Source organism: Chryseobacterium sp. StRB126 (genome assembly GCF_000829375.1).
Lineage (GTDB): Bacteria > Bacteroidota > Bacteroidia > Flavobacteriales > Weeksellaceae > Chryseobacterium.
Genome location: NZ_AP014624.1, coordinates 3,262,383 through 3,275,287, shown reverse-complemented (window position 1 = coordinate 3,275,287; position 12,905 = coordinate 3,262,383). Strand labels below are relative to the sequence as shown.

At 35.3% G+C, this 12,905-nt stretch carries 15 protein-coding genes; 7 read left to right on the top strand and 8 right to left on the bottom strand.

The features are described 5' to 3' along the window. Nucleotides 1–26: 26 nt before the first annotated feature. The 3 genes from CHSO_RS14855 to CHSO_RS14845 form a co-directional block, all read right to left on the bottom strand. Nucleotides 27–380, bottom strand: a complete 354-nt coding sequence (locus tag CHSO_RS14855; RefSeq protein ID WP_052480606.1) for a toxin-antitoxin system YwqK family antitoxin — start codon at nt 378–380, stop codon at nt 27–29. Nucleotides 381–439: 59 nt separating this feature from the next. Further along, nucleotides 440–1,006 carry a dihydrofolate reductase family protein gene (locus CHSO_RS14850; protein ID WP_045497523.1) on the bottom strand — a complete coding sequence of 189 codons (567 nt, stop codon included), beginning with the start codon at nt 1,004–1,006 and terminating at the stop codon, nt 440–442. 183 nt (nt 1,007–1,189) lie between these two features. Beyond that, complete coding sequence (locus CHSO_RS14845) at nt 1,190–2,224, bottom strand: hypothetical protein (protein WP_045497521.1); 1,035 nt, start codon at nt 2,222–2,224, stop codon at nt 1,190–1,192. Nucleotides 2,225–2,437: 213 nt separating this feature from the next. Here CHSO_RS14845 and CHSO_RS14840 point away from each other — a divergent pair, with 213 nt between their 5' ends. The 3 genes from CHSO_RS14840 (at nt 2,438) to CHSO_RS14830 (ending at nt 3,688) form a co-directional block, all read left to right on the top strand. Further along, nucleotides 2,438–2,749: a helix-turn-helix domain-containing protein gene (locus tag CHSO_RS14840; protein ID WP_045497519.1), complete on the top strand. Its 312-nt coding sequence runs from the start codon at nt 2,438–2,440 to the stop codon at nt 2,747–2,749. Further along, the gene (locus CHSO_RS14835) at nt 2,730–3,014 is read left to right on the top strand and encodes a helix-turn-helix domain-containing protein (protein ID WP_045497517.1); all 285 of its coding nucleotides are present in this window, start codon (nt 2,730–2,732) and stop codon (nt 3,012–3,014) included. Before CHSO_RS14840 ends, CHSO_RS14835 begins: the two co-directional genes overlap by 20 nt. A 164-nt stretch (nt 3,015–3,178) precedes the next feature. Further along, nucleotides 3,179–3,688: a DNA-binding response regulator gene (locus tag CHSO_RS14830; RefSeq protein WP_232509076.1), complete on the top strand. Its 510-nt coding sequence runs from the start codon at nt 3,179–3,181 to the stop codon at nt 3,686–3,688. A gap of 18 nt (nt 3,689–3,706) precedes the next feature. Here CHSO_RS14830 and CHSO_RS14825 read toward each other — a convergent pair whose 3' ends face one another. From CHSO_RS14825 to CHSO_RS14800, 5 genes are all read right to left on the bottom strand, one after another. After that, nucleotides 3,707–4,699, bottom strand: coding sequence for a hypothetical protein (locus tag CHSO_RS14825; protein ID WP_045497514.1), 993 nt, complete (start codon nt 4,697–4,699; stop codon nt 3,707–3,709). Nucleotides 4,700–5,039: 340 nt separating this feature from the next. Continuing rightward, complete coding sequence (locus tag CHSO_RS14815) at nt 5,040–5,525, bottom strand: hypothetical protein (protein ID WP_045497508.1); 486 nt, start codon at nt 5,523–5,525, stop codon at nt 5,040–5,042. A 53-nt stretch (nt 5,526–5,578) separates the two neighbouring features. Next, a complete protein-coding gene (locus tag CHSO_RS14810; RefSeq protein ID WP_045497505.1) occupies nt 5,579–6,652 on the bottom strand; it encodes a DUF932 domain-containing protein in 1,074 nt (357 codons plus the stop codon). A gap of 44 nt (nt 6,653–6,696) precedes the next feature. Further along, nucleotides 6,697–7,089 carry a single-stranded DNA-binding protein gene (locus CHSO_RS14805; protein WP_045497503.1) on the bottom strand — a complete coding sequence of 131 codons (393 nt, stop codon included), beginning with the start codon at nt 7,087–7,089 and terminating at the stop codon, nt 6,697–6,699. Nucleotides 7,090–7,652: 563 nt separating this feature from the next. Further along, entirely contained in the window at nt 7,653–8,903 is a 1,251-nt protein-coding gene (locus CHSO_RS14800) for a site-specific integrase (RefSeq protein WP_045497500.1), read from the bottom strand. A gap of 497 nt (nt 8,904–9,400) precedes the next feature. Here CHSO_RS14800 and CHSO_RS14795 point away from each other — a divergent pair, with 497 nt between their 5' ends. The 4 genes from CHSO_RS14795 (at nt 9,401) to CHSO_RS14780 (ending at nt 12,848) form a co-directional block, all read left to right on the top strand. Next, nucleotides 9,401–10,279, top strand: a complete 879-nt coding sequence (locus tag CHSO_RS14795) for a PH domain-containing protein (RefSeq protein ID WP_084221083.1) — start codon at nt 9,401–9,403, stop codon at nt 10,277–10,279. 145 nt (nt 10,280–10,424) lie between these two features. Next, a complete protein-coding gene (locus tag CHSO_RS26290) occupies nt 10,425–11,312 on the top strand; it encodes a PH domain-containing protein (protein WP_084221082.1) in 888 nt (295 codons plus the stop codon). An 11-nt stretch (nt 11,313–11,323) separates the two neighbouring features. Further along, nucleotides 11,324–12,190 carry an SHOCT domain-containing protein gene (locus tag CHSO_RS26135; RefSeq protein ID WP_084221081.1) on the top strand — a complete coding sequence of 289 codons (867 nt, stop codon included), beginning with the start codon at nt 11,324–11,326 and terminating at the stop codon, nt 12,188–12,190. Nucleotides 12,191–12,212: 22 nt separating this feature from the next. Next, a complete protein-coding gene (locus CHSO_RS14780) occupies nt 12,213–12,848 on the top strand; it encodes a GNAT family N-acetyltransferase (protein WP_045497489.1) in 636 nt (211 codons plus the stop codon). Nucleotides 12,849–12,905 lie beyond the last annotated feature (57 nt).

Sequence of the window (12,905 nt, the reverse complement as noted above, 5' to 3'; positions counted from 1 at the left end):
TTTGATAGGGAGTGTAAAGTGAGAGACTAATATTTGTTGACTTTACCTTTTTTACCGTTAATAAATACTGTTTCATCCATTAGAGTTCCGTCCACTCGAAATCTCGTCCAAACTCCTGTTTTTATGTCGTTGTCAAGCGAACCTACTTGCAGAAGTTTTCCATTTTCACGATACCATTTCCATTCTCCTGTCATTTTCCCTTTTACATATTTACCAATAGCTTTTAATCGTCCATTTGCAAGAAAGTATCTCCATTCTCCGTTTTTTTCTCCGTCCTCAATATTACCTTCACTGGAAAGAGAACCATTCTTGAAATATTCCTGGTGAACCCCTTGTTTAAGTTTTCCGTCTTTGTCAAACTTACTATTGTCCATTTTCATATTTACAACTGTTTTGTTTACAATCTGAAATTTAATAATGTCTCATTACAATGTCCTTATCAGCGATTTGTTGTTTGCTCTCGCATCGGTTCATAATAAAATACAGTTGCACCTGAATTTAGCGATTTTATCTTAATAAGTTTCAACATAATTCTATCCGTGATTTGGTCAAAAAGCAATAGCCCTTTCCCTTCAATAATAGGGTGGATACAAATTTGTAATTCGTCAATAAGATTACTGTTTAAAAGCTGAGTAATCAAGCTCCTGCTTCCAATAAGAATGTTTTTGCCTGCTTGTTGCTTGAGTTCCAAAACTTCTTCATCAAGAGGTCTTTTTGCAAGTTCTGCACTTTTCCAATCGGTGTCTTTTAATTTGCTGGAAAAAATAAGTTTTTGAATTTTGTCTATTGAAATTGCAAAGTCGTCCATTGATTTTTTACCTGAAGGATTTTGCATTAGTGTTTGCCAAAACTGCATAAGTTGGTAAGTTGTCCGTCCATATAAAATTACTCCCGCATTATTTAATAGGTCAGAATAATGTTGGTGCAGTTCTTCGCTAGCAACTCCTGTCGTGTGGTCGCAAACACCATCAAGTGTCATATTGAATGCTGCAATTACTTTTCTCATATTTTCTTTTTTGACAGTATGTTTCGTCCGTTGCCCTATAATAATTACATCAGTCGGGGCTTTGTGTTTGGGTGGTTTAGAAGTGCAAAGCTGTCAATAAGCATTGAACTTGAATAAGCACAAGGCTTCAAGTTTGTACGTCACCCCACTGGCGTAAAACACATTTTATAGCCAGTACCTCTATTAATCATTCTCGTTAAACAAGTAAATCCCTTTATTTTTTTCCAAGTTGTCTTTTACGAACCATGATATTCTCATACTGTCTTTAACATATGTTGGCGCGTCACCTGGAACAGAATAACTACACAAGTCCCAGGTGTAATGTGGAAATATGTCCAAAAAATTCTTAATCGCTTTTTCTTTTTGCAATCGTCTAAATGGATTGCTAAATGCAAGATTAAAACCTTTCTCTAATGTCCACGACTTACTTACTTTTTTAGAATAATATTCGTTGTGTTTGAAATATTGATTTGTAAAAATTACTAAATCAACATTATTGTATTTACTTCTGTCCGCATAACTTTCAGGTGTAAAAAGTCCTTGGTCGGCAAATAAATAATAATGCCATTTTTGAATGTCTCTCTCATCGTCACAACCGACAAGCAAAATGTTTACTTCATTCTCATTCGGTGTTGGATTGAATTTTTCGTGTGCAAGTTCAAGAAACCCTTTTAGGTTATTGTCCATATTTTTAGCATCTAAATGAGGCTTGGTTTGCTCGCCCTTTTTTTCCATTCCTTCATCTAATGCCTTTGATATAACTTCTTTCGTTTCTTGTCGGTCGGGAATTCTGCCAATTGTTTCATACTTAAAAGCGTCCTGATTGTCAACTGTCTCTTTTGCTACAAAGTCAGAACATTTTACCTCGATATTGTATAAATAGGATTTGTCTGTAAACTGAACGTCAACGTCCTTGTCATTGTTAGGATTTATTTTAGCTTCAACTTTTAGATTTTCATTATGCTTTTCAGCAAAATATCTGACAGTTGCAGTTTCAACAGCATACTGAATAAATGTCTTTGGCAAAAATGCTTGTTGTTTGACAAGCATTTTTTCAACTAACCAAAACTTGAACTCCTTCTCAGTCATTACACTTTTTAAAATTGTTGCTGCTTCTAAAAACTCATCGTAATAATGGCTTTCGTCCTGTCGAGACTTAACAAGGTAATGGTCTGCTAAATTTAAAATTGTGTCAAGCTGTTTATTTATTTCTTCCATTGGTCTGTTTTTTTTAGTATTGGCTATAACTCTTAAATATACACATTACGAATATCCTTCAGTAACGTTTATCTTTTTCAAATTTACAGAATAATTCCTCTCGTAATTAAAATCATACGCCAAATGTCGCCTTTCAAAGCCAATGACTACATCATAAACTAAACCCCTTAAAGTCCGTCGTAAATTCAACTTCCACAGCAAAACAGAGCAAAAATGGAAGTTATCGCAATACAGAAATCCGCATTGGATGAAATGAAGAATGAGCTAAAGGAACTTTTGGAAATGACCGAAAGTACCACAAGAAAATACGTCCCGATTTTCAAAGAAGAAAAATGGCTCGATAATCAGGAAGTATGTTTGATGATGAATATTACCAAGCGGACTTTGCAGACCTATAAGGACAAAGGGCTATTGCCATATTCCAAACTAAACCGTAAGAATTATTATAAACGCTCGGATGTACAGACTTTGCTCGAAGCTGGACAACCGTACAATACTGTCGAAAATGGATTTATTCACGAATGACAATGAAGAAATCATTGCCCATCAGGAAATGATAACGGAGCTAAGAAACCGTATCGAAAGTATATTGAAGAACTATCGTCCTGTTATGAACGGAGAAATCTATTTGTCGGGGCAAGATGTATGTGACCTATTGCACATTAGCAAGCGTACTCTGCAACAATATAGAGATGATAAAATCCTGCCTTTTATTCAAATTGGCGGCAAAATCATTTTTAAACAGTCGGATATACTTTCTGCACTGGAACTGAATTACATATCTATATAATTCAAACTGTAAACTAACTTTTGCTCTGTATTGTCATTAAGTATTGGAACGACTTTAGTATATTTGTAACAACATATAGAAAAATCTTAAAGTGTTTTTGCTTTAAGTCCCACATTGAAAACTGGTAATTTTTAAGACTACGGGACAAATAAGGAAGAACGCTCATGCCAAAAGGCGTGGGCGCTCGCTTATTCGTAGTCGGGTATACCAGTGCCTCAATGTCGGTAAGTGTGGTTGCCTGCGCTTTGTTTTTTGCAGTCCTCCATAATTTAAAAAACGATGGTATGGATACTGAAAGAAAAACCCAGCACACTAGCATTGCATTTATCAACGATAAAAACCCGGTTATAGATGTTATTAGTAAAGATCTCCTAACTTTTGGATTTGAAATATTATTCAAATCAGAGAATATTGAAGATGGATTAGCTCATCTATGTTCTTTAAAATCGCCTCCCCAGTTTTGCATTATCGACCTTGATTTCTACGATAAAAGTGTATTAGCACAGCTTCTAGATTTAAAAAGCCAATTTCCAACATTAAAGCTGATTCCTCATAGTGATATTGATGAGGAAGAAACAGTAAATGCACTTTTGAAAATTGGTTTTGCAGCCTATTTACTTATTGGTAGCGATGCAGATGATTTTAGAAAAGCCATTGAAGTAGCGGTCATGTAACTCTTAGCAAGGATTTTACTAAACTTCATATATAATACTGGTTATTTTGTTATTATCTAAAGTAATCGTCATTTGTTCATATTTAAGATTGAATTTATTTCCTTTATCAACTGAAGGTGGAAAATATTTTATACCAATGGTGACATTGGGCAAATTAAAATTCCATGATGATCTAATTTTAAAATCTTTACCATATAGTTCTTGTTCTGAAGAACTAAGGTATTCTTTGAATTTTGAAATTCCTTCGACCTCAAAAATGGTTTTCCAATTCTTACGTTTCTCAAAAATTGTATGTTCGTCAAGATGTTTCAGAATATTACTTTCATCGGAGCTATTACAAGCTTTTATAAAATCACGGATAATTTTTCGAGGTAGCTTTTGAATTTCTCTAACTTCTTTCTTTTTGTTTTCAAGATAGATGCTAAAATCACTTTCTACAACTTCGGACATTTTACTATATCCCCATTGGAAAGCTTCTATATGAGATTTGTAAAGTTTATCTTTTAAAATCTCTGCCTTATTAGCCTCATTATTAGTTTTGAAATCATCTAACAATAAGAAACCTTTTTCATCAGTGGCTTTGTTGATGCCATCCACAATATTGATAAAGTAATATTGTTCTTTGTCTTCAAATAAAACTTTGATTTTAGGACTGAACTTTTCAGGTTTACTTGCAGAAGTTTTTACAAGATACTTTGTTTCATTTAATGGGTTTTCAATCCGTCTTCCCCAACCATCAGTGGATAATTCAGATTGGTATCGAATTATTTGAATTCTTATTTCTTTTCGCCCTTTTTCAAGATCTGTAGTAAATTCATATCCTGGGAAACTATCGAGAATTGCTGTATCCAGTTCCCATTCTTCATAATCACTCGTAAAATTTATTTGATAACTAAATTCATATTCCCGTATGTAAATCGGAAATTGAAATTTGTTTTCGACAATTTTTTGTTTTATTAAATCAATATCAGACTTTCTGTTTACTGTTATTGAAATTTCAGTTTCTATCATTACTTTGATTTAGCGATTTGGAATTATTGACAAATTTCAAATTTAATCAATTAGAAATTGTTTGATAGCTTACAAAAAAAACAAAAGTCAAAATTAACCAAGCGACGTTCTTTTGCTTCTTTTCTTTGGTCGCAGATGTGAAAAGAAAAGAAGTTCTTGCCAAAAGCAAAGAAAGGGATAGTGAATATCCCTCATAAAAATCGCAACCTGTTTGATAAAATGGCGAAGCATACATTTTAACCAAAGTGGTTGCGTCAATTTAAAATGCAAAAAGATGGTTCCGACCATCGGAAGGATCTGTCTTTTTGCTGCCAGCCCTATACTTTAGGGCTGGTAAATTTTAAAAAGAATTTATGTTTACAATTTTGCGTTCAAGTAGGGTTTCCAATATTTCGCTATCGCTTTCATGTTCTTCGCCCTCAAAATGATAGATGTCTGTTTCTTCGTCATAATGATATTGTTCAAAATCCTCGTCTTCCAAATAAATATCCATGAGTAGCTTGTTAGAAAATGTTGCCCTGCCATATACAAGATTGCTTATTTCCTCATAGTCCTGTACAAAATCCACTTGGTAGTATTCTGCTATCTTTTGGACAATTTCAATATTGGGTGACCATTTGGTTTCGTACTGAAAAATCCCTTCATCACCCTCGTTCCAATAGATATTGAAGAAATAACCGCCGTTGTCATTGGGAACAAATTCGGGTAATTGTCCTTGTTCTTCACTTTCTTCCTTATTTTTCATTGCTTGAAAAAGTTCCTGTATTCCTGTGATTGCTTCGGGATTTCCCTCGAAAACAATCGTATTACTGCACCAATTTGCCATAATGATTTGTTTTTAGTAGGCTACCACCGATTAAGGCGGTAGCCTGTTGTTATTTAATTAAGGTTTAGGATTTCCGTACCGTCCAAAGCAAATGCAGTACACAATTCAAATGCTTTCTGTGATTTGAGTTGGGCAGTCCCACCCAATACAATGCTCTGCAACTTGGCTTCATCGTTCTTGTAATTTCTTACGTTTTGATAGTAGCCTGTAACAGCGTTGTACGCTCCGAACAAAGTACCTTTGGTGGTATCCATTTGCTGGGTGTCACTTATCATAGCATAAGCAAAAGCATCTTCAACGGTATTTTTAAACAAAGTGGAAATTTCGTCTTCCGCACCTTTTTTGATAAGGTCAAGCGTTTCTTTGTTCGGGCAAAGTGCTAATTGGATTAGCTTTTTAACCTCTCGGTCTGATACTTTTACCTTTGTCCATTCGTTGAAAATGCCCTCCAATTGGTTGCTCAATGTATTTGCCAGTCCCATAATCTTGTGAGCATTCTCAATACGCTGTTTTGCCCCCGAAGTGTGTTTGATACGGACTACATTGGTCATACTGCGTAACGAAGCATTCAGCGTATTTTGGCATACGATGCGGATAGGTGTAAATGCGGCTGTGATACTTCCGCTACCATCGTGCGAGGTGGTTAAGAAAATGTATTTTTCTGTTACATCATCGCCATTACCTACACGTATATAATCGGGCAGTTTGGCTGTGATAAAAATGCGTTCTCCGTTGCCTAATGCTCCTGCGGTTTCATAGAAAATACCTTCGCCACCGCCTACAATAGCATCAAAGAAATTGAAGGCTTCACGGTTTTGTACAATGTGATAATCTTTACCCACTACGCCCAATACCGCATTGTTATCGGTGCGTATATTGGCGAAATAGTTAGGTACTTCCAATTCACTACTGCCTATCTCTATACCGTTAGGCGTTTCGATAATACCCGAACCTTTGGTAAATAGTGGGGACTTTACGACTTCGTAGTCTAAGCCTGCGTGCTTGATAGCTTCCTCACTTGTTGGGTATTGCTCCACAATTTGCCCTAAACCGTGCCACGCTTTTTGTTGTACGCTAAAGAATGAATAACGTCCTGTTCTCTCGTTGAAATTGATATTATGTGCCATTTTGATAAAATTTTGATGTTTGAAAAATGATTGAATACTCGTTGTTAGAATGGGAGGTCGTCTTCTGTTCCCTGTGCTGTAAACTTGTTGTTCTTGGCTTGTGCAGTAGCTTGTACGGTTTCGGCTTTCCTACTACCTCCGTGTAGTTTGATATTTGAAGTATGGAAATTCAGCCCTGCTCTTGGCTCTCCGTCTTTGCCTGTCCACGCCCTTGTGCTTACCCTGCCTGTGAGTTCTACCAAAGTACCTTTTGTGAGCAATCTTGCCACATTTGCAGTTAGCCAATAGGCACAATCGAAATAGGTTGTTTGCTCTATGCGTTCGCCTTGTTTGTTTTTGTAGCTGTCGTTGGTGGCTACTGAAAAGTTTACTACCTGTTTTTCGTTCGACAATGTGCGTACTTCCGCATCTTTTGTCAGTCTTCCGATGATGTTCATAATCGTCCTGTTTTAAAAGTTTTACATTTTGTTACGTTCGCTTTTCTCGTTCCTGCTTCCTGTTGTGGCTTGCTTCGTTTCGTAAATTTTTCCAAAAGAAAAACCGGAAAAAAGAAAGCAGATAATCCAAGCGGGCTATGCGGAAAAACCAAAAGGAAACGGAATAAGTCCCAGAGGGTGGCAAGGCAATACAAACAACTCGGCGAAGCCATCATTTTGCCTTGCCATTATGCCGTAGTCTTTTGGTTGGGCAGGTGCGGTGGCAGCCCGCTATAACTTAGCTGCCTTTTTACCGGTTGATTGTGGAAAATTATTCCCTAATAAACTTTATGGGATAAATAACCAGGCTATGAAAGCCTGTGATAGAGATTTGAAAAATGTAAGATCAAGGGATAGCAGGGTGGCTACTTTTTTCAAATTTCTATCTATTAAGTAGCATATAAGCTCTTTTACAGTATGGGTATTGTGTGGAGGAATGTAAATGTGCTTTGGCTACAAAAAATAAGGGCATAAAAAAAGCAGAACCGTTAAGTTCTGCTCTATTGTGAGGTAATAAAAATCAATCAGATTACCGCTAAAAATGCTTCTTCCATAGCCTGAAATTTTGGGGCAACTAAATCCATATCCTTACTAATTTTTTGGCTGGTGATTTTGGCATAAATCTGTGTGGTCGAAATATTTTTATGCCCCATCATTTTACTAAGGCTTTCAAGCGGTACACCCTCTGTCAAAAACATGGTTCCGAAAGTATGTCTTGCTGTATGAAATGTTACTTTTTGTTCTGTAACAATCTCTAATTCTTTAATAAGTTTATCTATATGACTATTGCAAATTTTGTTTGTGGGAACGGGAAAAAGAGCCTCATTTCGGGTAACACCTTTGTATTTTTCAATAATCCTTTTGGGTATTTCCATCAATCGTACATTTGAAGCAACATCAGATTTCTGTCTTCGACTTATAATCCATTCGTGACCATCAAAAAAGGATTGGATATTACTTATTTTAAGATTTTTAATATCTATATAGGATAAGCCAGTGAAGCAACTGAATACAAAAAGGTCTTTTACAAGTTCATACGTTTGTTTTGAGGGGGTATGCATCAAAAGGAATTCGACGTGTTCTTTAAGTAAATAACTGCGGTCATTTTCCTTCATAGAGATTTCATAATCTTCAAAAGGATTTTTCCTGATAAGACCGCTTTTTACGGCGATTTCTGCAACACGGTAAAGGGGCATCGTATATACCCAAACAGTATTATGGGAGCATTCTTTATCTATTCTAAGGAAGAAATCAAATTCTCTGATAAAATCACAGGTCAATTCCCGAAACGCCATATCATCACGATGATACCTACTTTTTATAAATTCTTCGACATGGTTATAGACAATCTTGTATTTATAGTACGTGCTGTCCGCTCGTTCTCCTTTTGCCACCATTTTTCCAAAGTCTTCATTGTTCTTTTTAAATACTTTCAGCAAAGAGTCTTCCATAACACCAACACCGAAGAAGGCAAGCTTTAACTTTTGTGCTGTAACAAATCCCTCGTGTTTGAGCATATCTTCATATAGAGTATCAATACGCCCCCGTATATTATCCAGTTTTTGGTTAACGCTCAAAGCAATGGCGCTCTTGCCCTCAACTCTTCCATATTTTAAATCCCAATTTTTGGGATTGATTTCTAACTTTGTTCCCAAAGTTTTAGCTATTCCATCAATCGTAATACGTGCCATAATTGGTGCATTACCATTCTTTTTTAGTTCGTTCTTTTTCAGGTAGAAAAGCAGTTTGAACGTGGACTTTTTTGTCTGTTCCATAACTCAAATGTTTAATGTTTAAAATTAAATTATATTGAGTTACAAGGGAATATGAAAAAGAATGCAAAACATTGAAATATAGTCAGTTAAAACATATAATCACCTTTGTTAATCGGTAACGAATTAGTAACCTAACATTGTATTTTCAAGTCTAAAACGTATCAGACATGGAGTTCCAAACTAAGACTACTCTTTTATAAAGCATTGTTTAGCAACGGTTTTAATCGTTTTGCTTATTTTTGCTTTTTACTAATCTTTTTAGTGGAAAAAAATCAGTTTCAACAAAAATTATAGAATTCATTTTTCAATCAGAATAGAAGTAAATTACGTGTTAAGATGGATTAATTTTAAGAGAGGAGGAAAAAAATACCTGAAAAACGAGAAGTTTTAAATATTTTTGAGGGTAAATATAGAATCAGAATTTGTAATTTGGGCTCAGAGAATAAAAAACAGACTCAAACTGTTTTAGTCCATATCATTTAAAAATTAAAAACCAGATGAATACTATTTGTGCATTATGTGGAACTCCGCTAACGTCTACCGACATGCTCGTTGGGAAAAATAAACTTGCAGATGGCGGTTACTTGTGTGCTGAATGTTTTAATAAAGCAATTACGATCAATAGAGACCTCACCAATAATCTACACCAGTTCTATTTTGCTGAAATAACAGGGATGTTCCTTAAAAGTAAAATTGATGCAAGTCAGAATCCGGGAAGTTCTCCTTACTCAGGAGCGAGTAATTATGAATATGATGCTCCCACCAGATTAGATGAAATAAAAGATCAGATTGTAGCCCTTAAAGCCAGATTGAGCGTTTTGGCCAATGAAGAAGTAAATGAACTGGATAAAGTTCTGGATCAAAATGAAAAATTGATGGCCATTGCAGAATGTATAAATCTTCATAATAACAGAGAAGGAATTATTTTTTCAACCCAATGGAGAGTGATTTTCATGGATAAAAAATTCCTGGGTGGCGTTGTGAAAAATGAATATACCCATAAAGATATTACTTCTCTGGATCAGGTTGAAAACCTTTTGTACTCCGTATTAAGAGTTAATACAAGAGGAGGTACTGTTGAGTTTAAACTGCATAATAAAAGTGATGGAAGATCATTCTGTGATATAGTAAACGGACAGATCAGAGAACCGGAAAGACCATCCCATCAACAAGCAGCACAGCCACAGTCATTCTTTCAAAATGCTCAGAACACGGCACCTCAAAGTATATCCAACCAAAGTGCATCTAATACACCAAAAAGTTCCTCAGAAGATATTTTCGAGCAACTGGAAAAACTTGGGAAACTAAGGCAGATGGGTGTTTTAAGTGAAGAAGAGTTCTCAATTCAGAAAGCGAAATTATTGGAAAGACTTTAAAAATGTAACAATATAGGCTACATTTTAATGATGATTTAAAATAAGTTAAATATAAACAGCTCATAATTGAGAATATAGGTTGATACAAAACAGAACGGTAGTTGTTATCTATTCTGATTAAAAAACTTTTAAACATAAAACTGGAATGAACACAAGTTGTGCTCTTTGTGGAATACCTTTAACACCTATGGATACCGTTTTGGGAGAGAATAAACTTTCAGATGGTGGAATCTTATGCAACAAATGCCTGAATAAAGCAACCGTTATGAATAAAGATTTGGTGAATAATCTTATCAATTATTGCTTAACAGAGATAAGGGATTTAGTATGGAGGGAAAGTATTGAGAAAGCTGAAGAAATTGAAGAAGAACCTGTAGTAGAGACTTCGGTATCCCGTACCACTATAACATTCTCTCATACGGTTCGGTTTTCCATTGATAAGGCAAAACCTAGGAGATCAGAAGAAATTAAAGAACAGATTCTTGCTTTAAACGCTATACTCAGTGCATCTGTGAACAATGAAGTGGATGAACTGGTGAATATTCTAAATACAGATGAAAAGCTTATTGCGATAGCAGATACAAAGTATTTACATAACAAGATGAACGGACTTCTGCTAGCAACACAGCATAGAGTGGTTTTTCTTAACAAAGGCTTTTTTGGAAATCTATATCAAAATGAATTTCAATATCAGGATATTAATTCTATTTTATATGACCCGGAAGAAAGTTCGAACCAGGTAAAAATGCTTATCAATGGATCTCAGGCTGATTTCATATTTAAAAATAAAAATAATGCCCAACTATTTTGTGAAGCGATAGAAGATTATGCAAACAGTTCCAAAAACCAATTAAAACCAAGCGCAACACATCCGGAACCAAAATCTCCTATATTTAAACCAGAGCCACCACAAAAAGAAGACCCTTCAACAGTTTTTGATAAGCTCGAAAAATTAGGAAGATTGAAAGAAAGCGGAATCTTAACCGATGAAGAATTTGCAGAGCAGAAGAAAAAACTTCTGAATAAATTATAAAAAAATAAAAAATGAATAATAGTTGTTCATTGTGTAGTACCGAATTAACCTCTATGGATAAGCTTCTGGGCGAAAATAAGCTTTCAGATGATGGTGTATTATGCAATAAATGTTTAGATAAAATAAGTTACATCAATCAGGAAGTACTGTATAATCTTAATCAGTTCAATATTGATGATATTCATCGTATCGTTCAGAATAAAGATACAGAACAAAACTCCCTTGCAGTAACAACGCAGGAAAACCTTCCTATGGCTGTAGCTGAAGAACCTCAACATATTTCTAAGGAAGAATTTAAAAGGAGAAAACAAAAGATAAAAGCTGAACTGGAAAAACTGAATGCCAACCTTTCCGTATTTACAAAAGGAGAGGTTAAAGAATTGCCTTCTCTGATTCCCGAAGATGAGAAGATTTTAGGCATTACAGATGCTCAGTTTGTCAATACACTGGCTGCAGGAATACTGGTGGCAACCTCTAAAAGAATGATCTCTATTTCAAAAGCAATGTTTGGAGCAGCTAAAATCAATGATTATTCTAATGAAATGATCAAGTCGGTAAGTTTTGTAACCAATCCGAGATCTCCAATCATTAAGCTACATCTTGACGAAAGAGTGGTAGAATTTGAGTGTTTTATGGATAAAGAAGATGCAGAAAAATTCTACGATATCATAAGACCTATCTATAATAATCCGGTACAACAACCTCAGCAACAAACAGATCCTGTAAATACCAGTACTAGTGCCAATATCAATACAAGTACAAACGTAACCCTCTCTCTTGAGATTCTTGAACAGCTGGAAAAACTTGGAAAACTGAGAGAAAACGGAATCCTGACAGATGCGGAATTTACGGCGCAAAAAAAGAAACTGCTGGGATAATTAAAATAAAACCTTTAAAATCATGAAGGATAAAACGGAAATCGTAAAAAACTGGCTTAGAGGATGGTGCTTATCAAGAGAAGTATCCTTTCCTGTTCAGTATAAATCTGGATTTAATGTATTCGTGGGGGATGAAAAACAAAAAGAACGATATATGTTTCCTGAACTTAACGAAGATTTTTTTCAGCTTGCCCGGTCAATTAATGAACCCTGGGTTCATCTGAAAGTAAGCACCTCTCCCGATCAGTTTATGGGAAGTATTCCTGAAAAATGGCAACTACAGGCCCAAGGATACCTGATGACCTGTTTTCGTCCTATGACTTTCCCGGAAATTAGTCTGGCAGAAGGATATCATTTGGAATTTTCAGAATACAATACAACTTTTGTGGTAAGAATTGTAGCAGAAAATGGTGAGCAGGCTTCCATTGGTCGTGTATCTTTGATAGATGATGTTGCCGTTTATGATAGGATTGTTACCGAAATAAACCATCAAAGGAAAGGACTGGCCTCTTTTTTATTGAAAGAGCTGGAGAAAATAGCTTTATCGAAAGGGTTTGCTAATAATATTTTAGTCGCTACAGAAGAAGGGAAGCTATTATATGAAAATTTAGGCTGGAAAGTGTATGCTTTGCATTCCTCTATTGTCATTCCTGCTTAAGGTGAATGTTTTTATTAAATTGAAAATAAATAGTAATGTAAGCTCATAAACTATAAT

Bases quoted from the DNA above. Each gene is read 5' to 3' on its own strand.
- CHSO_RS14830 (WP_232509076.1), top strand. From the start codon at position 3,179: ATGCCAAAAGGCGTGGGCGCTCGCTTATTCGTAGTCGGGTATACCAGT.
- CHSO_RS14795 (WP_084221083.1), top strand. From the start codon at position 9,401: ATGAATACTATTTGTGCATTATGTGGAACTCCGCTAACGTCTACCGAC.
- CHSO_RS14780 (WP_045497489.1), top strand. From the start codon at position 12,213: ATGAAGGATAAAACGGAAATCGTAAAAAACTGGCTTAGAGGATGGTGC.
- CHSO_RS14805 (WP_045497503.1), bottom strand. From the start codon at position 7,089: ATGAACATCATCGGAAGACTGACAAAAGATGCGGAAGTACGCACATTG.
- CHSO_RS14800 (WP_045497500.1), bottom strand. From the start codon at position 8,903: ATGGAACAGACAAAAAAGTCCACGTTCAAACTGCTTTTCTACCTGAAA.
- CHSO_RS14840 (WP_045497519.1), top strand. From the start codon at position 2,438: ATGGAAGTTATCGCAATACAGAAATCCGCATTGGATGAAATGAAGAAT.
- CHSO_RS14835 (WP_045497517.1), top strand. From the start codon at position 2,730: ATGGATTTATTCACGAATGACAATGAAGAAATCATTGCCCATCAGGAA.
- CHSO_RS26135 (WP_084221081.1), top strand. From the start codon at position 11,324: ATGAATAATAGTTGTTCATTGTGTAGTACCGAATTAACCTCTATGGAT.
- CHSO_RS14845 (WP_045497521.1), bottom strand. From the start codon at position 2,224: ATGGAAGAAATAAATAAACAGCTTGACACAATTTTAAATTTAGCAGAC.
- CHSO_RS26290 (WP_084221082.1), top strand. From the start codon at position 10,425: ATGAACACAAGTTGTGCTCTTTGTGGAATACCTTTAACACCTATGGAT.
- CHSO_RS14850 (WP_045497523.1), bottom strand. From the start codon at position 1,006: ATGAGAAAAGTAATTGCAGCATTCAATATGACACTTGATGGTGTTTGC.
- CHSO_RS14855 (WP_052480606.1), bottom strand. From the start codon at position 380: ATGAAAATGGACAATAGTAAGTTTGACAAAGACGGAAAACTTAAACAA.
- CHSO_RS14825 (WP_045497514.1), bottom strand. From the start codon at position 4,699: ATGATAGAAACTGAAATTTCAATAACAGTAAACAGAAAGTCTGATATT.
- CHSO_RS14815 (WP_045497508.1), bottom strand. From the start codon at position 5,525: ATGGCAAATTGGTGCAGTAATACGATTGTTTTCGAGGGAAATCCCGAA.
- CHSO_RS14810 (WP_045497505.1), bottom strand. From the start codon at position 6,652: ATGGCACATAATATCAATTTCAACGAGAGAACAGGACGTTATTCATTC.